This is a genomic window from Polyangium fumosum (genome assembly GCF_005144585.1).
GTDB classification, from domain to species: Bacteria; Myxococcota_A; Polyangia; order Polyangiales; family Polyangiaceae; genus Polyangium; species Polyangium fumosum.
This window is the reverse complement of sequence record NZ_SSMQ01000020.1, coordinates 97,906-121,547: the sequence shown is the minus strand read 5'-3', so window position 1 is coordinate 121,547 and position 23,642 is coordinate 97,906. Positions and strand designations below refer to the sequence as shown.

The window sequence follows — 23,642 nt, the reverse complement described above, 5'->3', positions numbered from 1 at the left end:
CGTGGAACGCGTCGCGTGACGACCGTGCGGCCCTCTAGCTCTCCTGCCCCGCCGCGCCGCTGCTCTCGCCACCCTCGCCGCTCTCCTCCGCAGCCGTGTTCTCCACGGGGCGAGCCTTCTTCTTCCGCTTCTTCTTGCCAGCCGCGGGCGGCGCGCCGTCGCTCGGCGCCGCCTGATTCTTGGCGAGCACGAACGTGAAGTACGCGCCGATGGCGAAGAGGCCGAAGCACGCCCACTGCGCCGGCGTCAAACCGCCGTACCGAGGATCGCCGCCGAGCATGCTCGCTCCCTCTTCCTCGCGGAAGAAATCGAGCACGAAGCGCACGGGCGCATACGCCATGCAGATGATGCCGGTGAAGTAACCCGGCGGCCGCGGGCCCCGACGCCAGAGCAACGTGACGAAGAGCGCGAGCGGGATCGTCAGGACGAACTCGTAGAGGCCGAGGTCGTAGCGGCCGACCCAGCCGCTGCCCATCGGGTAACGAACCGCGAACCACGCGTCGGAGAGGCGGCCCGGATGATCGTGCACGACGGAGCAACCCGCGCGGCCGAAGATCCAGGCGATCGGGAAGGTCGCGACGACGACGTCCGCGTACGCGAGGACTTTCTCGCGCTTGATGAACTTGTAGGCGAAGCAGCCGAGGATCGCGCCGATGAACCCGCCGTAGCTCGACAGGCCGTCCCAGAGCATCAGCAGGTAGAGCGGATCCTTCGCGACGCGCTGCGGGTGGTAGAAGATCGCGTCGAGGACGTGCCCGCCGACGAACCCCGAGGCGACGACCCAGAAGATGAACTCGTTCATCTTCTTCGTGTCGAGGTTGCGCTCTTTCGCGCGGTGCATCGTGATGACCGAGCCGATGTAGACGCCGAGCGCGACGAGCGTGCCGAACGGCTTGATCGACGGCGGCCTCGTCGCGTCGAAGAGCTTGCCCAGGACGGGGACGTCGAGCAGGAAACCGAGCGGGATCTCGGGGAGCGAGATGTAGGGGATCAGCGGCTCTGCCACGTGGACGTGCGTAGCGCAGCGCGCGCGCCGACGCCATGGACGCGCGCAGTGCGCCGGACGCTTCCGCGCCAAAGGCCCCTGCCCCGGCGAAGGGTGACGTCGAACACGGGCTCTGATAAGACCTCGGCGTGCGAGCGCTGTCCTTGCCCGGCTGCGCCTGCCGGGCGGCGTTCCAGTTCGGCGTGCTCTCGCGCCTCGTCGCCGCAGGCGAGCGGTTCGATCTCGTGGCGGGGGCCTCGTCGGGATCCATCTCCGGCGCGGCGCTCGTCGCGGGCCTCGCGGCCGTGGGGCCGGACCTCTGGCGATCGATGGCGAAGACGCCCGTCGTGTCGCGGCGGTACCTGCGAAGCGAGCGGAGCCCGTTCGGGATGAGCGCAGTGCTGCGCGACGCGCTCGAACGGTTTTTGCCGGAAGAAAAGCTGCACGGGACGGAGACCGAGCTGCTCGTGGCGACGACCCACGCGCGGCGCTTCTTCGCGGGAAAGAAGGACGCGCTCGTGGTGCACTCGAACCACGCGCGGCGCGACATGCACGACGTGATCGTGGCCTCCTGCTTCATCCCTGTCGTGTACGCCCGCGTGCCGCGGCTCGACGGAGACGTGCACCTCGACGGAGGCGCCGCGGACAACACACTGATCGACGCGCTCGCCGCGCGCGGCGCGACCGACATCACAGTGATCTCGCCGTTCCCCGGCGGAAAGATCGCGCGCACGCTCTTCTCGCCCGAGGCGCCTCCGACGGCGCCGCCGCACATGCGCCTGCGCCTGCTCTTCCCCGAGCGTCCGCTCAGGCAGCGTCACTTCGACTTCGATCCGGGACCCATGGAAGAGGCGCTCACGATGCCGCACCGCTCGGTCGTCATCGAGCCGAGGAGCCATTGAAAATATGAGCACCAACGAAAAATCCGAAGCCTTCAGGGTCGCCACGTTCACGCTCAGCGACACGCGTACGCCGAACGACGACGTGGGCGGCCGCCTGCTCGTCGATCGCTTGCGCGCAGCGGGCTTCTCCGTCGTGTCGCACGTGATCCTGCGCGAGGAGCCGGACGAGATCCGCGAGGCGATCACGTACGTGTGCGACGCAGATGCCGCGGACGCGATCGTGCTGACCGGGGGGACGGGGATCGCGCCGCGCGACCGCACGATCGAGGTGATCGAGCCCCTGCTCGACAAGACGATCGACGGCTTCGGCGAGGCGTTTCGCAGGCTCTCGTGGGATCAGATCGGGCCCCGCGCGATCCTATCGCGCGCGATCGCCGGCGTGGTGCGAGGCAAGGTGATCGCGGCGCTGCCAGGAAGCCCGAGCGCCGTCGAGCTCGCGGTGGACGCGCTGCTCGCGCCGACGTTGTCGCACGCGATCGCGCTGGCCTCGGGGCGGGGCGGCAAGCACGCCGCGCACGGTCCCCACGGCAAGCACGGGAGGAAGCACTGATGCTTCCCTATCACGACGCTCTCGCGCGCCTGCTCGCCGCGGCGCGGCCCGTGGGCAAGGAGCGCGTGAGCGTCGATCAGTCCGCCGGGCGCGTGCTCGCCGAGGACCTCGTCGCGCGCGCGCCGATGCCGGCGTTCGATCACAGCTCGATGGATGGCTACGCGGTGCGCGCCGCGGACTTCGAGGGTGCCGGGCCGTTCGAGGTGCCCGTCGTCGGAGAGAGCTCGGCAGGCGGCGAGAGGCCCGCGCTCGCGCCGAAGACGGCGTGCCGGATCTTCACGGGCGCGCGGCTGCCCGAAGGTGCGGACGCCGTGATCATGCAGGAGAACGTCGAGCGGCGCGGCGACGTGATCGTGATGCGGGAAGCGCCGCGCGCGGGCGCGTGGATCCGCCTGCGTGGCTCGGATCTCGCCGAAGGCGCGGCGGCAATCACGCGGGGCACGCGGATGACGCCGGGTCACGCCGCGCTCGCGGCGGCGCTCGATCGTCCCTTCGTGCTCGTCGCGCAGCGGCCCGTGGTGACGATCCTGTGCTCGGGCGACGAGCTGCGATCGCCGGGCGAGCCGGGCAACCCCGGATCGATCGCGGAGTCGAACGGCGTGTTCGTCGCGGCGGCGGCGCGGCAGATCGGCGCGATCGCGCGGGTCGGCGCGTATGTACCGGACGACCTCGACGTCGCACGCGCGGCGGTCGTGGAGGCGCTGCGCGGCAGTGATCTCGTGGTGACGATCGGCGGCGTGAGCGTCGGGGATCGTGACGTGATGCGGCCCGCGTTCGAAGCGGCCGGCGTGACGCTCGATTTCTGGCGCGTCGCGATCAAGCCCGGCAAACCGATCGCCGTCGGTCGCGCGGGGGACACGCATGTGCTCGGGTTGCCCGGCAATCCCGCGAGCGCATCGCTCACGTGGTTGCTCTTCGGCGCGCCGCTCGTGCGCGCATTGCAAGGGGATCCGGCGCCGCTCCCACGGCGCGAGCGCGTCGTGGTGGTGGGCGCGTACGAGCGCACGCCCGGACGAGAAGAGTTCGTCCGCGCTCGGATCGAACCGGGCGCGGGCCCGACGCGCGCGCGGATCCTGCCGAACCAGGCATCGGGCGCGGTGACGAGTTTTGCGGAGGCGGAGGTGCTCGTGGTGGTGCCCGCGAGCCAAGGACGCGTCGAGGATGGGAGCGAGCTCGACGCGATCCGGATCGACGCGTTCTGAGGTCAGCGCTTCTCGTCGTGCGCGTGCCCGTGATGCGCATGCCCGTGATGCGCATGCTCGCCGTGATCGGGTGCGCACCGCGCGTCTTCCCAGCCGACCCAATAAGGTCCGTCAGGGCCGTGCTCGCGTTTCCAGATCGGGAGCCTCGCCTTGATGCGATCGATGAGCTCGCGGCAAGCACGGAACGCCTCGCCACGGTGCGGGGCGCTCGCAGCGCAAACGACGGCGGCGTCGCCGATGTGGAGCGCCCCGATGCGGTGCGTGGCCGCGACACGAACGCCGGGGATCTCGCGCTCGATCTCTTCGAGGATCCGCTCGAGCTCGGCCTCGGCCATGGTGCCGTAGGCCTCGTATTCGAGCAGGCTCACGCTGCGGCCGTCGTTCATGTTGCGGACGACGCCGAGGAACGTGGCGATCGCGCCAGCCTCGGGGCGCGCCACGATCTGGATGACCTCATCGAGCGAAAGGGCCTCGCGGCGGATACGCGTCGCGCTCACGGAGACCTCCGGAAATGGCCCGATCGGCCGCCGCTCTTCTCCACCAGCATCACGTCCTCGACGACCATCTCACGGTCGATGCCCTTGAGCATGTCGTACAACGTCAACGCGGCCACCGACGCGGCGACCATCGCTTCCATCTCCACGCCGGTCCGGTCCGTGGCCTCGGCGCTCGCGGTGATCGTCACGCGCGCAGCGGCCTCGTCGACGTCGAGCGCGATCGCCACGTGCGTCAGGGCGATCGCGTGGCACATCGGGATGAGTTCCGGCGTGCGTTTGGCGGCCATGATGCCGGCGATCCGCGCCGTCGCGAGCACCTCGCCCTTCGGCGTGTCGCCACGCGCGAGGCGCGACGCCGTCTCGGGCCGCATGCGCACACGCGCGACCGCGACCCCGCGTCGCTGGGTGGGCGGCTTCTCGGCGACGTCGACCATCCGAACATCGCCGCGCGGGCCGAGGTGCGAGGAGAGGCTCGTCGCGTCGGCGTCCTGCGCAGCCGCGCGAGGGACGAGGACGTCGAGCGCAGCCGCGAGGATCGCCGGGTCGCCGCGCTTCGCCGCGCGGCGGACGCAGTGCACGAGGGAGAACCGCGCGAGGCCCGAGAGCGAGGCCCACGTGCGCGCGTCGATCGCTCGACCTTTCGGCAAAGCTTCACGCAAGCCTTCGGGCAGATGATCCGGGCTCGGGTCGGCGGCGAGCGGCATCGGGAGCGCGGGCGGGTGGGCTCGCTGCACGATCGCGTGGACCGTCGCGACGTCGACGACGGCCTCCGCGCCGGCGCGCGTGATCCGCCTTCGGTCCTCGAACGCGAGGGAGCGCCATCCTTCGAGCGGCAGCCGGAGCCCCGCGTGATCGAGCGCGCGTCGCGCGGCCAAAGGGACGAGATCCAGCGCGGGCCCGATCTCTTCGGTTTCGAATAAAAAAACTTCGTTCACGGCGGCCGGATCCTACCCGCCGATCGCGCGCATGGACACGCCCGCGGCGGTCTCCTCGGTGCAGCCCTTCCAGACCGTCCCGTCGGGCTTCATCGACCAGGCGAGCCCGATGTGCTCGACGATCGTCTCCGCGTCCCCCGCGCGCGCAGGCGCCGCTGCGTCCACGCCGTCGTCCGTCGCAAGGCAAGGCCGCAAGACGCCCGTCGACGAGACGCGCAGGCGATCACAGGTCTCGCAAAACGTGTCGCTCGTGCCCGTGATGAACCCGACGCGGAGCCCCGGATCGTGGCGGGCGCGCACGTACTTCGCCGGGCCGAGGCCCGGTTCGGTGACGGCCTCCTCGGCGAGGAGATGCGCGGCGAGCGCGCGGCGCATCTCGGCCGCGGTGACGAGGTGCTCCGCGACGAGCTTGGCCCCCTCGGCGATGGGCATGACCTCGAGGAAGCGTGGCAAGAGGCGCCTTTCCCACGCCCATAACAGGATGCGCTCGAGCTCGTCGTCGTTCACGCCGCGCAGGACGACGGTGTTCAGCTTGATCGGGGAGAAGCCTGCCTCGATCGCGGCGTCGATGCCCGCGAGGACGGCGTCGAGGTCCCCGCCGCGCGTGACCTCGCGGAAGCGCACGGGGTCGAGTGTATCGATCGAGACGTTCACGCGATGCAGGCCCGCGTCGCGCAGCGGCCGCGCGAGGCGCGCGAGCTGCGAGGCGTTCGTCGTGAGCGCCAGATCCTCGAAGCCGAGCGAAGACAGGTGTGCGACGATCGCGACGATCTCGGGATGCACGAGCGGCTCGCCGCCCGTGAGCCGCACGCGACGTACACCCGCGCGGCGCAGCGCCTCGAACATCGTCTTCCACGCCGGCGTCATCAGGCGCCCGTCGGCGTAGCCATCGTTTCGCGAGGGCCGGCAGTACGTGCAGGCGAAGTCGCACCGATCGGTCACCGAGACACGCACGCTGCGCGGCGGCGGTCCGGCCGAGGCGCGCTTCGGCACGAGCGCGCGCGCGCCGAGCATCGGCAAGGAGCGCCGCTTCTCGACTGCCGGATCGTTCATCGCCGCCATCGCCTCACCCTCCCGCGACGGGCGGGATCAACGCAACCTCGTCGCCCGATCGGACCTGCTCGTCGGGCCGCGCATACGCGCCGTTGACCGCGACGCGGATCGATCGCCGGTACGGCACGAGCGCGGGAAATCGACTGCAAACGTGGTGAAGAAGCTCCTCCGTGGTGCACGGCGCGTCGAGCGGAAAGACGAGCTCCGAGGCTCCGAGCACGTCCCGCGCGCCTGCGAACGCGAGCAGCCTCACCGTGTTCGACATGTTCCGTAACGTAGCATTGTTGGATTGTCGTTGACAGTTCGGGCGCGAAATCTGGCCGGCGCGCCGTCGTGCCGGGCGGCCAGGGCCGCGATATATTCGCCCGTCCGATGAGCGAGCAAACCGGCACGATCGGCAAGATTTTGGCCGGACGGTACCAGGTGAGGAGGGAGCTCGGGCGAGGCGGCATGGGGGTCGTCTACCTCTGCCGTGATCTCGTGGCCGACGACCGCGTGGCCGTGAAGGTCCTAAGCCGACCGGGCGCGCGGCCACGCGCCGAGGAAGCGTGGTGGTTCCACGAGGAGGCCCGCGCGCTCGCGGCGCTCTCGCACCCGTGCATCGTGCGCGCGCGCGACTTCGGCGCGCTCGCCGACGGGACGCCTTTCCTCGTGATGGATGCCGTGCCAGGGCGCTCGTTGCACGAGTGGCTCTACCTCGCGCAAGAGGAAGGCGGCCTGCCGTGGCCGCTCATCTGGAAGATCACCGACGACGTGCTCGCGGCGCTCGCGCACGCGCACGCGCGCGGCGTCATCCACGGAGATCTCAAGCCCTCGAACATCCTCGTCGACATCCCGCACGACGACACCGAGCCGCCGACGGTGCACGTGCTCGATCTCGGGCTCGCGTGGCTCATGCAGGATCGCGTCGATCACAGGCTCGACAACTCGCCCGTCTCGAAGCCGACGATCCGCTGGGGCGCGGGCACGCCGGGGTGGATGGCGCCGGAGCAGATCCGGTACGCCGCGCCGCACGTGGGTCCGTCGACGGACCTCTACTCGCTCGGCTGTGTCCTCTTCACGATGATCGCGAACCGCGAGCCCTACGAGGGCACGGACGAGGAGCTGCTCGCGAAGCACAAGAGCGCGCCGCTGCCGGAGGTGCCGCTCCGCCCCGGGCTCCCGTCGGACATCGTGCCGCTCGTGCGGCGCCTGATGAACAAGCGTCCGTGGCAGCGCTTCGAATTCGCGGCCGACGCGCGCGCGCTCCTCTGGCGGATGCGGCCGCGCAGCGGAGACCCGACGGCGACGCCGAGGCCCTCGGCCGCGCCGCCGATGTCCATGCCGCTGCGCGACTCGCCGCTCGTCGTCGAGAGCACCTACCTCGACTCGCAGGTGACGACGACGGGCCTGCTCGGACTCCGGCCGAGCCCTTTCGTCGCGCGCGCGGCCGAGCGCTCGCGGCTGCTCGACATCGCGACGCAGATCGCCACGTCGGAGACCCCGGAGCACCGCTTCTTGTTGCTCTCGGGCGAAGCCGGCGTGGGCAAGTCGCGCCTCGCGGAGTGGCTCTGCGAGGAGGTGCACGAGCGAGGCCTCGTGGTGCCGCTGCGCGCGCGGTACCGGAAGATCGCCGCGCCGCTCGACGGCGTGGTCGGCGCGATCGTGCAGCACTACCGGCTGGAGCGTGAAGGGCGCGACGTCGTCGAGAAGGTCCTCCTGAACCAGTGGGAGGTCGCGCCCGAGGACGACGAAGGCAAGATGTGGGTCGCCGCGACGGCCGAGTGGATCCGGCCCTCGGCGCAGGGCGACGCGATCGGCCCGACGGGCAAGCGCTTCGCGCTCTCGTCGGAGACGCGCTGGCGCGTGATGCAGTACGCGCTGCAGAAGATCGCGAAGAGCCGTCCGCTCCTCTTGATGCTCGACGATCTGCATCACGGCTCGCCGACGACGTTCGAGGGCATGGCGCGGCTGCACCGCGAGACGCCGGGCCTGCGGCTGCTCATCGTAGGCACGGTGCGCGACGAGGCGATCATGACGGATCCCGTCGCGCGCGAGTGGGTCGAGTGGCTCCTGCGCGAGCTCGGCGGCGATCGCCTGACGCTCGAGCCGCTCGACCCGACGCAGACGCACGCGCTCCTGCGCGAGACGTTGCCGCTCGACGAGGCCGCCGTGGTCGAGGCCGCGCAACGCAGCAAAGGCAACCCGCTCTTCGCGCTGCAGATCGTCCACGCATGGGCGACGGGCGGGCACATCGAGCTGCGCGACGGGCGCTACGTGGTCCCCGAGGCGAAGCTCGCGATGCGCGCGGGCACGACGGCCGAGCTCTGGGAGGATCGTCTGCGCGCGATCCCCGAGGATCTCCGGCGCGGCGCACGCGCAGCGGCGGCGCTTGGTGGAGACATCCGCGAGGACGTGCTGCGGCTCGAGCTCGGGGCGCTCGGCGTGGACGCGGAGCGCGCGGTGGCTGCGATGAAGCGCGCGCAGATCCTGCTCGCGTCCGGTGAAGAGCGCCTGCGGTGGCCCCATGCGCTCCTGCAAGAGCACCTGCTCGGGCAGCTCTTCGTGCAGCCGGATGCAGCCGCGGTCCTGCGCGCCGCCGCGAACGCGCTCGGCCATCACCCCGACGCGAGCAGCCGCCGCATCGTGCGCCACCGCGTGACGAACCTCGTCCGCGCCGGCGACGTGAACGTGGCCGCGGAGCTCCTGCACCACTCGATCGCCGACTCGTGGGGGCGCACGCGCGACGTGCAGGCGACGCTGCGCGATCTATCGCTGCTCGACGGTCGCCTCGAAGGGCTCTTGCTCGCGCGGCATCGCAGGTGGCGCGCCGAAGCGCTGCGGCACGCGGGCAGGCTCGAAGACTGCCGGCGCGAAGCCGAAGAAGCGCGCAGGCTCTTTCACGTGGCGGGCGATCCCGAGAGCGAGGCCGCGTGCCTCCGGCTCCTCGGTCACGCCGCGAGTGATCTCGCCGCGCCCGCCGAAGGTCGCAAGCTCGTGGCGAGCGCGCTCGAGATGTTCCAGTCGCTCGGCGACACGCACGGGCAAGCGCTCTGCGAGGTGATCCTCGGAGAGATCGACTTCCTGCTCGGCGCGCACCTCGACGCGGCCCGCATCCTCGAGAGCGCAGGGCCAAAGTTCCAGGCCGTCGGCGATCGCCTCGGCCACGCGCAATGCCTCGTGCTGCACAGCTTCGTCGAGCAAGCCGGCGGCTCACCCGAGAAGGCTCGCGCGCTCCTCCGCACGGCGCGCGCCGAGTTCGACGCGATCGGCTATCGCCTCGGCATGGCCCAGTGCGACGTGACGCTCGCGCACTCGGATCACCGCGAAGGTCGGCTCGAAGAAGCGCGGCGCGTGGCGCTCCTGTCGCGCCGGAGCTTCCGCGATCTCGGCAACCCGCGCGGCGAGGGCGCGTGCGAGCGTCTGCTCGCGATGACCGCGTTCGACGCAGGCCAGCTCGACATGGCGGACGCGCACGCGCGCGCCGCGACGGCGCTCTTCGACCGGCTCTCCGATCCGTGGGGACGGGTCGAGATCAAGATCATCGTCGCGCAGATCGCGCTCGAGCGTGGGCAGGCGGAGGTCGCGCGCGCGGCGCTCGCCGAGTGCGAAGCCACGGGGCTCGCCGAGGCCGAGCCGAAGCAGCACCTCGCGCTCACCCGCGCGTGGCTCGCGTACCACGAGGGCCGGTTCCAGGACGCCGCGAACGAGCTCGATCTCGCGCGGAAGACGTTCCAGGATCCGAGGCGCACCGGGGATCACACACCCGAGCTCCTGCGCAGGTTCAGCCGCATGGGCTGGCCCGCGCCCGCGAGCGAGACGATCGCGGCATGGACGCGCGCGCTCTCCACGCGAAGCCCGCTCTCGACGCCGCCGCCCGCGGAGCCAAGCGCCGCCGCGCCGGCTTCCGTGAAGCCCAGTCGCTAGCGCGGGGCGTTGCCCCGCACCCCAGCAGGGGGCTGTCCGCCCCCTGCACCCCGGACCAGCGAGGCGCTGGACCCAAGCTCGATGAACTGCGCGATGCGCAGTTCATCGAACAGGCCCGGTCAAGACCAGCCGCGGCGTTGCCAACCAAGACAGCCGCGCTGCGGGTTCTGCTGGCACCCCGGCTTCTTCGTCGGCCCGTTTGAAAAACTGCGCGGAGCGCAGTTTTTCAATCACCGGTCCAGGCCGTGCCTGGTCCGGGGTCGAGGGGGCGGACAGCCCCCCGCGGGGTCCGGGGCAGCGCCCCGGCGGCGTGGCGGCTTTGCGATGAGACCCCCCCATGCTCAAGGCACGGCCTGGACCGAGGCGGCGTGCCCCCCTCTCAGGCGGAAGCCACGAACTCCGCGGGCGCGGACTCCTCGTGATCGGCGCGCTTCTCGAAGCACGCGAGGATCGCGGCGCCGACGAGCGTGTCCTCTTCGAGAAGACGCTCGGAGAGGAGGAGGACGCCGTCGCGCGTCTCGCGCACGATGCGGCAGGCGCGCTCGAGCTGGTGCTCGACGAGCTTGCGCGCCACCTCGTCGACCCGCGCGTGCAGGTGCTCGCTGTGCGTCACGTGGCCTGGATGATCCGTCACGCTGATCGGCCCGAGCTCACTCATGCCGAGCTCGGCGACCATCTTCCGCGCGAGCGACGCTGCGCGCTGGATGTCGTCCGCCGCCCCCGCGGTCATCGTCCCGAGCACGACCATCTCCGCCGCGCGCCCGCCCATGAGCATGCAGATCTGATCCTCGAGGTACTCCTTCGTGTAGAGCAGCCGATCCCGCTCGGGCAGCGCCTGCGTCACGCCGAGCGCTCGGCCGCGCGGGAGGATCGAGACCTTGTGCACCGGATCGGCGTTCTTCGCCGCGAGCGCCACCGTCACGTGGCCGGCCTCGTGCACCGCCGTCGCGCGCCGCTCCTCTGCGTCCATCACGAGGCTCTTGCGCTCCTCGCCCATGAGCACGCGATCACGCGCCTTGTCGATGTGCTCGAGGTCGACCTTGTCCGCGCCGCTCCGCGCCGCGAGGATCGCCGCCTCGTTCAAGAGGTTCGCGAGCTCCGCGCCGGAGAAGCCCGGCGTCACCTTCGCCACGTGCGCGAGGTCGATGTCCTCCTTCAGCGCGATCGGCCGCGCGTGCACCTCGAGGATCTCCCGGCGGCCGCGCAGATCCGGCAGCGGCACCACGACCTGACGGTCGAAGCGGCCGGGGCGCAGGAGCGCGGGATCGAGCACGTCGACGCGGTTCGTCGAGGCCATCACGACGATGCCCGTCGTGTGATCGAAGCCGTCCATCTCGACGAGGAGCTGGTTCAAGGTCTGATCGTGATCGGCGGAGGCCGAGTCGCCCCCGCGACCCCGCGAGCGGCCTACGGCGTCGATCTCGTCGATGAACACGATGCACGGCGAGACGCGGCGCGCCTCGGCGAAGAGGTTGCGCACGCGGGACGCGCCCACGCCGACGAACATCTCCTGAAAGCTTGATCCCGACGCGGTGAGGAAAGGCACGCCGGCTTCGGTCGCGACGGCCCGCGCGAGCAGCGTCTTGCCCGTGCCGGGCTCCCCCGTGAGCAGCACGCCGCGCGGCGCGCGTCCGCCGAGACGCCCGAAGCGCTCGGGGTTCTTGAGGAACTCCACCGTCTCGGCGAGCGCCTCCTTGACCTCGTCCATGCCCGCGACGTCCGTGAAGCGGACCTTGCCGACGCCGGACGCTTGGCCCTCCGAGAAGTGCGCGCGGCTCTTGCGGCGGTGCATCCCGAGGCCGACGGCGCCGAGCGCGAGCATCACTGCGATCGGCGCGAGTGCCGTCGCCGCGCGCGCGCCCGTCGAGCCCTCGCGCGAGCCGTACTCGACGGTGATGCCTGCGGCTGCGAACTTGTCGACGAGCGCGTGCCGCGCCTCCTCGTCGCCGACGATGCCCACGCGAAGCGAGCCGTCTGCGCCCCGGATCGAGAAGCGTTCACCTTCCACCTGCACCTCGGTGATCGCCTGCGATCCCGTGATCTGCGTGAGCTCGGTGTAAGAGATCGTCCCCTCGCGCGGTCCTCGCAGCGAGTAGACGAGGGCACCGATCGTCACCGCGATGATCAGAACGACCACCGGACCGACCACACGCCCCAGCCGCTTTTCGAATCTCGAGAGCCATCCCATCGCGTCGCACCTCGTCCGCCCGGCACATCCGGCGCGCAGTCGACCAAAACGGTCGCAGCGGCCGATGGTTTGCAGCCAGGGCGAAGCACGATAGCTGCGAGGAGGTTGTCCGCCAGCGTGGACGATGCTGTTTTCTTTTCTGATTTCCGTGATTTACAGACTCGGCGAGCGACCCGCTCCGGGAGCTCTCCGGGTTTGCTCGAAAGTCAGAACGCGAGCCCCGCGCGAAGACGGAATCCAGTGATGGTCGCGCTGTTCGAGCCGCCGATGGGGCCGCCGAGCGGGACGATGAAACCGAGCCCCGCGCGCACGGCGAGCGACTTGCCGACGGGGATCGTGCTGTTCACGTCGGGCTCGATCACGAACTGCGCGCCGGAGTAATCGCTCGTGCCCTTGGTGACGGGCTGCTGCGAGACGGCGAGCCACGCGCGCAAGCCTGGCGAGATCATGCCGTCGAGGAAGTCGTAGAAGAACGACGCGCCGGTCACCCAGTTGTACGCGGGCGCGTGCAGCGTGCCGGTGGCCTCGCTCTCGGGCGTGCCGCCGCCCGTCTTGATCAAGAGCTCGAACTTCGTGCTCGCCGCGACGTGCAGGAGGCGCGTGTCGTACGCGAAGCCGACGCTCGGCGACGCGCCGAGGCGGTTCGGCGTGTAGGGCGCTTGCTCCTCCCAGCCACGCGCGCCTGCGACGGCCTGGTTCAAGAGCGCCTGCGGCCTCGCGCCCGCGGCGTCCTGCTCGGGGAACATGTCGCCCTGCGCGGTCGGCACGGTGATCGCGAGGCTCACGGGGAGCGTCATGCGTCGCTTCAACTTGAAGCGCGCGTGCACGCTCGCCTCGATGTTGCCGAGCGCGAACGAGTCCACCGGGTTCTCGATTGGGCCGTCGATGCTGCCCGTCGCGAAGGGCACACGCGCGCCGATCGCCCACGTCTCGTTCAGGCGCCAGAAGAAGTAGGGAACGAACGACGCGACCGTGACGTCGGTGGGATCCGTGTCGCTGAGGACATCACGGATCTCGCCGAAGCCGATCACCAGGTCCACGCCGACCTCGCGCGGCGGGAGCGCGCGGTAGTCCTCGACCTTCGCCTCTTCGGCCTTCTCGTCCTCTTCCCGCTTCTTCGCGCCCGTCTTGCCCGAAGGCGCGAACTTGCCTTCTTCGTCCGCTCCGCCGACGCCCCAGTCGCCCTCCTGCGCGGGCGGGAGCGGCGGAGGCTCGGCCGGCGGCGGGGGCTTCGAATCGGGATCGAGCTCCATGTCGGTCCCGGTCTTCGGCGGCGCCTGCCCGAAGGCGAGCGCGGGCACGGCGACGAGCGCGAGGGTGAAGGCGGAGAGGTGAACAGCGAGCTTCCGCTTGCTGCAGGAGAAAGGCGTGGGGCGTAGCATGCTCGATGTCACGGGAGTGGGCTGCGACGCTACCATGCAGCCGAGGCGCCCGTCTCCCTCCCTCCCGGCGCGCGCGCGACGATGGCCATGCACCCCGACCAGCTCGCCGACTTCGAGATCCTGCGCCGCCTCGGCGCAGGCGGCATGGCCGAGGTGTTCCTCGCCAAAAAACGCGGCGCCGAGGGCACGTACAAGCTGCTCGTCGTCAAACGTGTCCTGCCCGCGCACGGCTCTTCGCGACGGTTCCGCTCGATGTTCGTCGAGGAAGCACACCTCGCGACGCGCCTGAACCACCCGAACATCGTCCAGGTCTACGAGTTCAGCGACCACGGCGACGACGGCCTCTTGCTCTCGATGGAGTACGTCGAGGGCTTCGACCTCGGCAAGATCATGTCGACGGCGCGGCGCACCGGCGCGCGGATCCCGCCGTTCGTCGCGGCGTACATCGTCTCCGAGGCGGCCAAGGGCCTGCACTACGCCCACGAGCGCAAGGACGAGGGCGGCGTACCGCTCGCCATCGTCCATCGCGACATCTCGCCGCAGAACATCCTGGTCTCGTACGAAGGCGCGGTGAAGATCGCCGACTTCGGCATCGCGAGCGCGAACCTCTTCCGCGAAGAGGCCGGCGTGCTGAAGGGCAAGTTCGGGTACATGTCGCCCGAGCAGGCGCGCGGCGAGCGCGTCGATCGAAGGGGCGACATCTACGCGCTCGGCGTCGTGCTCTACGAGATGCTCACGCTGCGATCGCCGTACGGCAAGCTCGACGACGACGCGCTGCTCGAAGCCGTGAAGACGGGCGCGTTCCAGCCTCCGTCGACCCACGTCGGCGAGGTGCCGCCCGAGCTCGAATCCATCGTCCTCAAGGCGATGCGAGGCCCGCGGGAGCACCGCTTCCAGACCGCGCGCGACATGAGCGCGGCGATCATGCGCACCCTGCTCGCGAAGCAGGAGCTCGTCGACTCCGCGTCGATCGAGGCGATGCTCCTCGAGCTCTTCGGCCGCGAGCTCGAGCTGCCCCTCGCGAGCCCGCGCGAGGCGCCCGAGGCCGCGACGCTCGCCGCCGTGCCGCTCGCGCGGACGCCCTCCGAAGGCACGAACGGCGAGAAGCACACGCGCGTCGCCCGCGAGGTCCGGCACGTCGCGGTCGTCACGCTGCGCATCGACGGCACGGTCGATCTCGAGAACGCGCACGGCAAACAGGCGGCGCGGCGGATGGGCGCCTCGATCCGCCAGACGCTCGACGACATCGCGTTCAAGCGCGGCGCGGTGTGGTCGTGGGAGTCGCCCTGGTCGGCGCGCGCCGTCGTCGGCCTCATGGCGAACCCCTCACGCGCCGCGGCCGACGCCGCGACGCTCGCGATCGACGTGCACGAAGCGCTCGACGGCGCGAGCGAAGACCTGCCCGCGCCGCTGCGCGCGTCCATCGGCATCGTGCGGGGCATCGCCTCGGGCGAGCGTGATCCCCAAGGCCACCTCGTGCGGCACACGCTGCAAGAGCCCGCGGACTTGCTCGCGGATCGCGTGGGCGCGGCGACGCCGTTCGGCACGACGTGGGTCGCGGGCGGCGTCTACCGCCTCGTGCGGCGTGAGTTCCGCTGGGGCGAGGCGCCGAGCCTCACGCTCGGCGACACGGGGGGCCTCCGTGTCCCCGCGCAGATGCGCCTCTACGCGCTCGATCGTCTGCTCACGCGGGAAGAGCGCACGGCGGAGCTCGCGCTCGGCCAGAGTGATCTCGTCGGCCGCGACGCCGAAAAGGCGGACCTCTACGCCGCGTATCACCGCGCCGTCTCGCCGCCGCTCGGCGGCGTCCCGGGCTCGCCGCCCTCCTCGGAGGCGTTCGGCGCGCAGGAGTCGCCGAGTGGTCCGAGGACACAAACGTTCGACGCGGCGCCCATGTCGCGCAGGGCGTTCGGCGAGCTCGTGGCGCGTGTGGTCGTCGGCGAGATGGGCATCGGCAAGACCGCGCTCGTCTCGACGTTCCTCTCGGAGCTGCCGGGTGGGGTGCTCGTGGTGCAGGTCGAGTGCTCGCCCGTGAAGATGGAGCTGCCGCTCGCCACCGTCGCCGACGTCGTGCGCGACGTGACGGGCATGGGCCTCGACAACTCGCTCGACGAGGCGCAAGGCGCGCTGCGCGAGGTCTTCGGCCCCTTCGCGCGCACCCCGAGCGCGCCGCGCGAGATCCAGCGCCTCGCCGAGCTCGTGACCGGCAAGCACGGCGATCACCAGGAAGAGGACGCGAGCAACTACCGCCACGACCTCGTCGTGCAGGGCATACGCCACCTGCTCGCCGGGCTCGGGCGCAGGCAGCCGATCGTCGTCGTCGTCGACGGCTTGCAGTGGGCGGACCGCGCGAGCCTCGAGCTTCTGAAGGAGCTGCTCCGCAGGCCCGAGCCGCTCCCGATCCTCGTCGTGCTCGTGACCCGCGCCGACGAGCGCGTGCTTCCGTACGTCGAGGGCCTCGTGCGGATCGAGCTGCGTGGGCTCGAACCGAAAGAGCAGGTGCGCCTCGTCGAGGCGCGGCTCGGCGTCCGCGAAGGCGTCGCGGCCGTGTGCAGCGAGCTCGTCCCGCGCGTCGCGGGCAACCCCTTCTTCCTGCTGGAGATGGTCGACGCGCTGCTCGAACGCGGCACGCTGGAGATCGTCGAGCGCGGCGAGGGCGTCCACGAGCTCGTGCGGCACGAGCGCCCCGGCGAGCGCAACGAGGCCCTCCCCTCCACGCTCGAACAGCTCATCGGGGATCGCCTGCGCGAGCTCCCGCTCGCCGAGCACGACGTCGTCGACTGGCTCGCCGCCGCCGGAGGGCCGCTGACGGAGACCGACATCCTCGCGCTCGCGCGCTTGCCCGACGACGAGGCGATCACGCGCCTCTGCGCGCGCGGGCTCTGCGATCGGCGCGCGGGCTCGGTCGACTTCCGCCACCCGCTCGCGCGCGACGTCGCCTACCTCGCGCTCGACACGGCCAAGCGCTCGCGCATGCACCTCTCGCTCGGCGAGCACCTGTCGCGCACGCCGCTCGCGCGGGGCCTCTCGGCGGCGATCGTCGCCCGCCACCTCGCGCGCGGCGAGGCGGCCGTGCCCGCCGCGGAGATGTACCTCGAAGCCGCGGGCGCCGCGCGCGCGACCCACCAGGAGCAGCTCGCGCTCCGCTACTACCTCCGCGCGCTCTCGCTCCTCCCGCCCGAGGACGCGCGCCGCATGAACGCGCACGCCGCGCTCGAAGCGATCTACCGGCACCTCGGCCGCCGGAGCGAGCGCCGCAAGCACCTCGAAGCGCTGCGCAAGCTCGCGCGGCAGAGCGGCAAGGCCCGCGGCGTCGCGCTCGCCCTCGTCCGCACCGCGCGCCTCGACTGCGACGATGGCCACCTCGCGCGCGGCTTGCCCGTCGCCCAGCGCGCGACCGAGATCGCGCGCCTCGCGCGCCAGCCCGCGCTCGAGGTCGAGGCGTACACGATCCTCGCCGAGATCCTCGGCGACCTCGGCGACGTGCAAGGCGCCATCGACGCCTGCGAGCGCGCGCTCGAGGTCACGCACACCGCCAAGCTCCAGCCGCGCCTGCGCGCCGAGGTCCTCCGCTCGAAGGGCGTCCTGCTCCGCCGCATCGGCCGCGTCGAGGAGGCCGCCGAGGCGCACGCCGAGGCCATCGCGGTCTTCCGCGCCGTCGGCGCGCGCCGCAGCGAGGCGCGCGCGAAGAACGCGCTCGCCTACGCCATGTTCGTCATGGAGCGCTTCGAGGACGCGATCGCGCTCGGCCTCTCCTCCATCGGCATCGACCTCGCCATCGGCGGCCGCTTCCAGATCGCCAAGACGCTCAGCAACGTGGGCCAGGCCTACGCGCGCCTCGGCGACACCGAGCGCGGCCTGAGTTACCTCAAGCGCGCCCGCGAGGCGCACGAGCGGTACGCCGATCAAGACTCGCGCGCCGACACGCTCCTCTGCTCCGCGGAGATCCTCCTCGAGCTCGGCATGAACGCCGAGGCCTCCACCATGTGCGGCGACGCGGGCGCGCTCGTCGCCGTCACCGGCAGCGCGTACGACACCGTGCACGAGCGCATCGTCCGCGCCTTGCTCGCCCGCGCCGAAGGCCGCCCGCACGAGGCCGTCGTCCATGCGCAGGCCGCGCGCAAGCTCGCCGAGCCGCAAGGTCTTTTGAGCTACCACATTCACGCGACGGCCATCGAAGCCGCCGCGCGCGTCGACGCGGGCGAACATCACACCGGCGTCCTGCTCGCTCGCACGGCGCTCGGCGCGATCGAGGCCACGAGCTTCTCCGAGTACGGCATCGAGGTCCGCGCGCTCTGCATCGAAGCGCTGCGCAAAGGCGCCTCCAGCGGCGCTCGTGACGCGCTGCTCCGCGCCGCGACGCACGTACGCAAGGTCGCCGGCTACGTTCGTGAAGGTCGTCTCCGCGCGCTCTTCTTGCGAAGACCCGTCGTCGAGCGCATTCTGTCCGAGGCAGACGGTTCGGACGTCTCTCCTCGTTCGGATCCGCTGCGGCGCGGCGAAATGGCATGAGTTTGAAGACCACGAAGCGAGCGGGCGCGGGCCGTCGAAAGGTCGCGTTGATCTTGTCGGGCGGCGGCGCGCGTGGCGCGTACGAGGTCGGCGTCCTGTCGTACGTGCTCGACAACTTCGCGCGCGTGCGTGGCGCGGTCCCGCGCATCGACATCCTCTGCGGCACCTCGGTCGGCGCCATCAACGCGTGTTTCCTCGCCGCGCACCTCAGCGATGCGACGACCGGCATCCGCCGCCTCGCGAACCTCTGGACCGAGCTCGATCTGCCGGACGTGCTCGGCTTCAGCCTCCGCCAGGCCGTGAGCCTGCCGCGTGTCCTGTTCGGCGGCGGCAAGGCGGCGGCCGGCGTCTTCGACGTCACGCCGATGGCCAAGCTCGTCGAGCGCGAGATCCCGTGGCGGGCCATCGCGCGCACGCTCCGCCGCGGCCACCTCGGCGCGCTCAGCGTCTCGGCCACCGAGGTCGCGTCGGGCCGCACGGTCATCTTCATGCAGACCGGCCCCGACGGCGCGCTGCCCACGACGGCGCCGCCGCGCACGCTCATCCGCGGCGCGCACATCGGCCCGCTGCACGCGCTCGCCTCTGCGTCGATCCCCATCTTGTTCCCGCCCGTCCGCATCGGCCGTGAGCTCTTCATGGATGGCGGCGTCCGGCAGAACACGCCGATCGCGCCCGCGCTCCGGCTCGGCGCGACGCACGTCTTCGCGATCGGCCTCTCGCGCGAGCTCACGGGCCCGAGCACCATGCCCGAAGACGAGAAGCCGCCGGGCGCGGCCTTCCTGCTCGGCAAGATCCTGAACGCGTTCCTCCTCGACCACATCCAGACGGACCTCGAGGTGATGACGCGCCTGAACCACATCATCGAGGACGCGGAGAAGACCTTCGGCGGCGACTTCCTGCAGACGGTCAACACGAGCGCCGAGCGACGCGGAGCCATGCCGTACAACCGCATCAACTCGCTCGTGGTCCGCCCGAGCGAGGACATCGGCAAGCTCGCGGCCGAGTACGTGCGCCGCGGCAACATCCACGGCGGCCCGGCGTTCGCGCGGCGCATGCTCACGCTCGTCGACGTCGGCGAAGCGACCGAAGCGGACCTCGCGAGTTACCTGCTCTTCGACGGCGCCTTCGCGCGCAGGCTCATCGATCTCGGCCGCGCCGACGCCGAGGCGCGCAGGCACGACATCGCCGACTTCTTCGGCAGCGCGGACGAGGACGACGAGCCGCGCCACGCCGAAAACACGAGCTGGACGATCCCGCCGCCGGTGGACTGAGTCCCGAGGGGGTCGCCTCGCGTCGACACACGCCGGTCCTCGTGACGCGTGTGGGTCGCCTCGTCGTCGACACACGCCGGTCCTCGTGACGCGTGCGGGTCACCTCGTCGTCGACACACGCCGGTCCTCGTCGACCGAGGGGGGCGTCGCGCGTCGACACACGCCGGTCCTCGTGACGCGTGCGGGTCGCCTCGTCGTCGACACACGCCGGTCCTCGTCGACCGAGGGGGGCGCCTCGTCGTCGACACACGCCGGTCCTCGTCGACCGAAGGGGTCGCCGCGTGTCGACCCCCGCGCGGCATCGTATCTAGCCCTCGATCGCCGCGACCTTCCTCCCCGCGCGGCTCGCGGCGTACGTGGCGGCGCGCATCATCTGGAACAGCCCGACGGGCATGATCCCGCGACCTGCGTGGAACGGCGTGAACGACAGCGCCTCCTGATCCACGAGCGATCGCTCCTCCAGATCGATCAGCGCCACCGCTTCCCATCGCGACATGCGCAGGATCTGCTCCGGCGAACGCAGCCGCGCGCCGAGCGCCCCCGCTTGCGTGACCTCGAGCCGCAGCACCGCGTTCTTCGCGGCCACGGCTCGCTCGATCCGCTCGCGCCGGCTCCCTCGGGTCTCCCGCTGTCGCCCCGGCACGAGCCTGAATTTTACGCGCCCGAGACCGAGCACGTAGAACGGCAGGATCGCGTGGTACTCGTTCGCCAGGAAATCGTGCACGTTCGTGGTGAGCGGCGCGAACGGCAGCGACCAGACGTGCTGAAACGTCGCGAAGAGCAGGTCCTGATCCCGCGCGGAGGCCTCCACCGACGTCGCCGTCGGCGCGCGCCCGCAGAAGCGCACCGCGATCCCGAGCGCGTCCGGCAGCTCCTTCTCGTGACGCCACCACGCGGAGGACAGCCGCACGAGCGCGGGCCCCGCGAGCCTCTGCGCGAGCTCCCCCACGGCGCCCTCACGCGCGAGCGCACGCACGTCTGCCCGGAACAAGACGCCGTCCGGATGGAAGAGCCGCGCTCGCCGGAGCAAGCTCCCCTCCCCCGCGATCGGGGACAAAAGCCCGCCCATCGCCCGCCCCAACGCCTCGGTTGCCCGCATCGCTCCCCTCCGCCTCGGTAGAACCTGGGCGTCCGCGCCACCCCTCGGCAAGAGCTTGCGGCTCCAAAATCCCGTCGGGACGCCACCGACGCGCCCCATCCGTTCCCAATAATTTCGAGCCGTTAGGAGATCCCCTGGCAGGCGTGCGCCTCGCCGTCGTGCCATCCTTAACGTAATGCATCACACGGTCGTAATTTCCGACATCCACCTCTGCGAAGTGGAGCCGGGGACGGGCCCGTGGATGCGTCATCGGCAGCGCGCCTTCCTGCCGGACGGCGAGCTCGCGGGCATGTTGGGCGCGCTCCTCGACGCTGTCCGCGGGCAGCGGATGACGCTCACGCTGAACGGCGACGTCTTCGACTTCGACGCCCCGCGCGTGATCGACGGACGCAGCGCTTGCCACGATCTCCCGCGCGACGCCGACCATGGCGTGCCGGCGATCGCGGCGATCCTGGATGATCACCCGATCGTCCTCGAAGCGCTCGGACGCGTGCTCGACGAGGGGCACGAGATCGTGATCGTGTCGGGCAACCACGACGTCCTGCTCACGCTGCCCGAGGTCCGCGCGCACCTCACGGCCCGCCTCTGCGACGCCGCGTGCGCCCTCGTGGCGCGGGATCGCAGCCCGAGCGCGCGCGCCGCGATCGCTCGGCGGATCCACTTCCGCGCGTGGATGCACGTCACGCCCGATCGTGTGCTCGTCGAGCACGGCCACCTCTACGATCCCTACTGCAGCTACCGCTACCCGATGGCCCCGTTCGACGACGGCGGGCGCGAGATCGTGGCGACGATGGGCTCGATGGGGACGCGGCTGCTCGTCTCGCGCCTCGGCTACTTCAACCCGCACGACGACAGCTCCGTCATGATGACGAAGCTCGGCTATTTCCTGCACTGGACGCGCTACTACCTCTTCTCGCGCCGCTGGCTCGCGCTGATCTGGGCGCTCGGCGCCGCGCGGATCCTCGGTCGCCTCTGGCGCGCGCGCCGGCCCTTCTGCCGCGCGCGGTACCGCGGCAACGTGATCGCCTGCGCCCGCGAGACGGGCGAACGTGTCGCGGCCGTCATGCGTCACGCCCGCCTCTTCGAGCCTCCCGCCGAGTCGCGCCTCCTCCGCGTGGTGCGCGAGCTCTGGGTGGATCACGTGTTCGTGATCCTCGTCGGCGCGGCGCTCGGCGCCCTGTTCATCGGCGTCGTCGGCCTGCCGCTCGGGCTCCTCGGCGTGATCGTGCCGTTCCTGCTCTTCGTGCTCTACGATCGCCTCGCCCCCAAGCCTCCGCTCGCCGAGACGTGGCTCCGCGTCGGCCGCGTGATGCGGAGCGTCGCGCAGATCCACGACGCGCGCGCGGTCGTCTTCGGCCACACGCACACCCCCGAAGGCTCGTGGGAGGGCGACGTGTTCATCGGCAACAGCGGCTCGTGGTCCGCCGCCACCTCGGGCCCCGACGGCACCCCGTGCATCGGTGAACACCCCTTCGTCTGGCTCACGAGCGACGACCACGGCGCGCTCACGGGCGGGCTCTACGCCTGGAAGCGCGGGGCGATCGTCCCCCGCGTCGTCCGTGCTCCGCAGGCCGAAGCGCCGCCGCGCAGCGAGGTCGTCCTGTACTGCGAGACGCCCGAGATCCGGAGCGACGACGCCCGCGCCGTCTAACCCGCAGGCGCCTCGTCCGCGCGGTTCGTGGGGACGAACATCGACAGGATCACGCCCGGGATCGAGGCCGCGAACGCGAGCAGGAAGAACGTCGTGAACCCGACGCTCTTCGCGAGGTGCCCGCTCATCGAGCCTGCGAGCGTCGTGGCCAGCGACATGAGCGCGCTGCCGATCGCGAAGTGCGACGCGCGGTAGGCGCCCTGGCAGCGCCGCATGATGAAGACCATGAACGCGGCCGATCCCGCGTACGCCACGAACTGCTCGACGAGCACCACGGCCGTGATCGCCGCGATCCCCGGTCGCGCCCAGGCGAGCCACGCGTAGAGCGGGATCGCCGCGCTCTGGAGGATCGAGATCGGCTTGAGCGTCCGCTCGAGCCCGAGCCGCGAGACCACCATCCCTCCGAGGATCGAGCCCGCGATCGAGGAGACCGTGCCCCACGTGCCGCTCACGAACCCGCGCTCCGCGAGGCTCAGGCCGAGATCCTTCAAGAAGGGCGTGTGCATCGCGAACATGAGCGCGTCGCCCGCGCGGAACGTCAGGATGAACGCGAGCACGAGACCGACGTTCGGTTGACGCAGGAACGTGACGAACGCTTGCAGGTACGAAGCGTCGGCCTTCCGGACCCCACGCGCCTCGACCGCGGCCTGCGCGGGCGCCGCGGGACGCGGCAAGAAGAGCGCATGCCCCACGCCGAGGAGGAGCATCATCGCGGCCGCCGCGAAGAACGCGTAGCGCCACCCGCCTGCGATCCCCGCGAGCACCACGAGCCCGCCCTTCGCGACCAGCATCGCGACCCGGAACGCGGCCACGCGCAGCCCCGAGAACCCCGCTTGCCGTTTCTCCGGCAGCGCGTCGAGATAGAAGCCGTCCACCGCGATGTCCTGCGTCGCGGCGAGCACCGACACGGCGATGAGCCCCCACGCCACCACGGGCAGATCCCCGCGATCGGCGGGCATCGCGAGCGCGAGCACCGCGAGCCCGAGCGCGATCTGGGTCGCGACGACCCAGCCCCGCTTCTTGCCGTACATGTCGACGAGCGGGCTCCAGAGGAACTTCGCGTTCCACGCGAAGCCGTAGAGCGCCGTGTACCCGATCGCTTGCAGGCTCGCGCCGAACGCCGTGAAGAGCTCCGCGCTGACCTGATGCACGATCGAGTACGGCAGCCCCTCGCCGAAGTACGTCGTTGCGACCCAGGGCGCCGCCCGCAACGGGCTCTCCGCGGCCTTGTCCTCGGCCTCGCGCCGCGGCTCCGCCGGCGCCGCTTCCTTTGCAGGCGCGTAGACCTCTTCGAGAGAAGGCCCCGGAGAGGCCACCTCCGCGCGGGCGGGCGCTCGTTCGACGACGGACACGTTGCCGAGTCCCCTACACCAGAACGCCCCGGCGGGCCCACCTTCTGGCCGACGCACCGCGGAAATGCCGGGGGGCACGTCCAGACGGTAGCGGTTTTCGGTCATCTCGTTTAGACGTGGAGACGACATGTCGAGGCTCTGCCGGCGCCGCTCTGGG

16 protein-coding genes are annotated in these 23,642 nt (G+C 71.2%); 7 read left to right on the top strand and 9 right to left on the bottom strand.

Annotation, left to right across the window (positions count from 1 at the left end):
* Positions 1 to 34: 34 nt before the first annotated feature.
* Positions 35 to 1,006, bottom strand: a complete 972-nt coding sequence (locus E8A74_RS20540) for a prolipoprotein diacylglyceryl transferase (RefSeq protein WP_136930732.1) — start codon at positions 1,004 to 1,006, stop codon at positions 35 to 37.
* A 128-nt stretch (positions 1,007 to 1,134) separates the two neighbouring features.
* Between E8A74_RS20540 and E8A74_RS20535 the strand changes: the two genes are divergently transcribed.
* From E8A74_RS20535 to E8A74_RS20525, 3 genes are read left to right on the top strand one after another with little or no spacing between them, the layout of a single operon-like run.
* Positions 1,135 to 1,887 carry a patatin-like phospholipase family protein gene (locus tag E8A74_RS20535; RefSeq protein WP_136930731.1) on the top strand — a complete coding sequence of 251 codons (753 nt, stop codon included), beginning with the start codon at positions 1,135 to 1,137 and terminating at the stop codon, positions 1,885 to 1,887.
* Positions 1,888 to 1,891: 4 nt separating this feature from the next.
* Positions 1,892 to 2,437: a MogA/MoaB family molybdenum cofactor biosynthesis protein gene (locus E8A74_RS20530; RefSeq protein ID WP_136930730.1), complete on the top strand. Its 546-nt coding sequence runs from the start codon at positions 1,892 to 1,894 to the stop codon at positions 2,435 to 2,437.
* Positions 2,437 to 3,639 (top strand): molybdopterin molybdotransferase MoeA, encoded by a 1,203-nt coding sequence (locus E8A74_RS20525; protein ID WP_136930729.1) that lies wholly within the window; start codon positions 2,437 to 2,439, stop codon positions 3,637 to 3,639. Before E8A74_RS20530 ends, E8A74_RS20525 begins: the two co-directional genes overlap by 1 nt.
* Before the next feature lie 2 nt (positions 3,640 to 3,641).
* Here the strand turns inward: E8A74_RS20525 and E8A74_RS20520 are convergent, their stop codons facing one another.
* From E8A74_RS20520 to E8A74_RS20505, 4 genes are read right to left on the bottom strand one after another with little or no spacing between them, the layout of a single operon-like run.
* On the bottom strand, positions 3,642 to 4,136 hold the full coding sequence (locus E8A74_RS20520) for a molybdenum cofactor biosynthesis protein MoaE (protein WP_136930728.1): 495 nt from the start codon (positions 4,134 to 4,136) through the stop codon (positions 3,642 to 3,644).
* Positions 4,133 to 5,071 (bottom strand): cyclic pyranopterin monophosphate synthase MoaC, encoded by a 939-nt coding sequence (gene moaC / locus E8A74_RS55835; RefSeq protein WP_136930727.1) that lies wholly within the window; start codon positions 5,069 to 5,071, stop codon positions 4,133 to 4,135. The genes E8A74_RS20520 and moaC overlap by 4 nt, the downstream gene beginning before the upstream one ends.
* Positions 5,072 to 5,083: 12 nt before the next feature.
* Entirely contained in the window at positions 5,084 to 6,124 is a 1,041-nt protein-coding gene (moaA, locus tag E8A74_RS20510) for a GTP 3',8-cyclase MoaA (protein ID WP_232379673.1), read from the bottom strand.
* A 13-nt stretch (positions 6,125 to 6,137) separates the two neighbouring features.
* A complete protein-coding gene (locus tag E8A74_RS20505) occupies positions 6,138 to 6,389 on the bottom strand; it encodes a MoaD/ThiS family protein (RefSeq protein WP_136930725.1) in 252 nt (83 codons plus the stop codon).
* A gap of 107 nt (positions 6,390 to 6,496) precedes the next feature.
* Here E8A74_RS20505 and E8A74_RS20500 point away from each other — a divergent pair, with 107 nt between their 5' ends.
* A complete protein-coding gene (locus E8A74_RS20500; RefSeq protein WP_136930724.1) occupies positions 6,497 to 10,030 on the top strand; it encodes a serine/threonine-protein kinase in 3,534 nt (1,177 codons plus the stop codon).
* Positions 10,031 to 10,409: 379 nt separating this feature from the next.
* Here the strand turns inward: E8A74_RS20500 and ftsH are convergent, their stop codons facing one another.
* Together ftsH and E8A74_RS20490 are read right to left on the bottom strand one after the other, a co-directional pair.
* Positions 10,410 to 12,218, bottom strand: coding sequence for an ATP-dependent zinc metalloprotease FtsH (gene ftsH / locus E8A74_RS20495; protein WP_136930723.1), 1,809 nt, complete (start codon positions 12,216 to 12,218; stop codon positions 10,410 to 10,412).
* Positions 12,219 to 12,424: 206 nt separating this feature from the next.
* Positions 12,425 to 13,600: a hypothetical protein gene (locus E8A74_RS20490; RefSeq protein WP_136930722.1), complete on the bottom strand. Its 1,176-nt coding sequence runs from the start codon at positions 13,598 to 13,600 to the stop codon at positions 12,425 to 12,427.
* Between the two features lie 87 nt (positions 13,601 to 13,687).
* Here E8A74_RS20490 and E8A74_RS20485 point away from each other — a divergent pair, with 87 nt between their 5' ends.
* Complete coding sequence (locus E8A74_RS20485) at positions 13,688 to 18,112, top strand: serine/threonine-protein kinase (RefSeq protein ID WP_170229248.1); 4,425 nt, start codon at positions 13,688 to 13,690, stop codon at positions 18,110 to 18,112.
* Positions 18,109 to 19,383: a patatin-like phospholipase family protein gene (locus tag E8A74_RS20480; protein ID WP_136930720.1), complete on the top strand. Its 1,275-nt coding sequence runs from the start codon at positions 18,109 to 18,111 to the stop codon at positions 19,381 to 19,383. Before E8A74_RS20485 ends, E8A74_RS20480 begins: the two co-directional genes overlap by 4 nt.
* Positions 19,384 to 19,690: 307 nt before the next feature.
* On the opposite strand, the gene E8A74_RS20475 is transcribed toward E8A74_RS20480, so the two are convergent.
* Complete coding sequence (locus E8A74_RS20475; RefSeq protein WP_136930719.1) at positions 19,691 to 20,482, bottom strand: hypothetical protein; 792 nt, start codon at positions 20,480 to 20,482, stop codon at positions 19,691 to 19,693.
* Between the two features lie 175 nt (positions 20,483 to 20,657).
* Between E8A74_RS20475 and E8A74_RS20470 the strand changes: the two genes are divergently transcribed.
* A complete protein-coding gene (locus E8A74_RS20470; RefSeq protein WP_136930718.1) occupies positions 20,658 to 22,133 on the top strand; it encodes a metallophosphoesterase family protein in 1,476 nt (491 codons plus the stop codon).
* Here E8A74_RS20470 and E8A74_RS20465 read toward each other — a convergent pair.
* Positions 22,130 to 23,485, bottom strand: coding sequence for an MFS transporter (locus E8A74_RS20465; RefSeq protein WP_211365408.1), 1,356 nt, complete (start codon positions 23,483 to 23,485; stop codon positions 22,130 to 22,132). The genes E8A74_RS20470 and E8A74_RS20465 overlap by 4 nt on opposite strands.
* Positions 23,486 to 23,642 lie beyond the last annotated feature (157 nt).

What these genes read in the sequence shown, in the direction of transcription:
- E8A74_RS20530 (WP_136930730.1), top strand. Translation starts at nt 1,892, where the DNA reads ATGAGCACCAACGAAAAATCCGAAGCCTTCAGGGTCGCCACGTTCACG.
- E8A74_RS20525 (WP_136930729.1), top strand. Translation starts at nt 2,437, where the DNA reads ATGCTTCCCTATCACGACGCTCTCGCGCGCCTGCTCGCCGCGGCGCGG.
- moaA (WP_232379673.1), bottom strand. Translation starts at nt 6,124, where the DNA reads ATGAACGATCCGGCAGTCGAGAAGCGGCGCTCCTTGCCGATGCTCGGC.
- E8A74_RS20505 (WP_136930725.1), bottom strand. Translation starts at nt 6,389, where the DNA reads ATGTCGAACACGGTGAGGCTGCTCGCGTTCGCAGGCGCGCGGGACGTG.
- E8A74_RS20500 (WP_136930724.1), top strand. Translation starts at nt 6,497, where the DNA reads ATGAGCGAGCAAACCGGCACGATCGGCAAGATTTTGGCCGGACGGTAC.
- ftsH (WP_136930723.1), bottom strand. Translation starts at nt 12,218, where the DNA reads ATGGGATGGCTCTCGAGATTCGAAAAGCGGCTGGGGCGTGTGGTCGGT.
- E8A74_RS20490 (WP_136930722.1), bottom strand. Translation starts at nt 13,600, where the DNA reads ATGCTACGCCCCACGCCTTTCTCCTGCAGCAAGCGGAAGCTCGCTGTT.
- E8A74_RS20485 (WP_170229248.1), top strand. Translation starts at nt 13,688, where the DNA reads ATGCACCCCGACCAGCTCGCCGACTTCGAGATCCTGCGCCGCCTCGGC.
- E8A74_RS20480 (WP_136930720.1), top strand. Translation starts at nt 18,109, where the DNA reads ATGAGTTTGAAGACCACGAAGCGAGCGGGCGCGGGCCGTCGAAAGGTC.
- E8A74_RS20475 (WP_136930719.1), bottom strand. Translation starts at nt 20,482, where the DNA reads ATGCGGGCAACCGAGGCGTTGGGGCGGGCGATGGGCGGGCTTTTGTCC.
- E8A74_RS20470 (WP_136930718.1), top strand. Translation starts at nt 20,658, where the DNA reads ATGCATCACACGGTCGTAATTTCCGACATCCACCTCTGCGAAGTGGAG.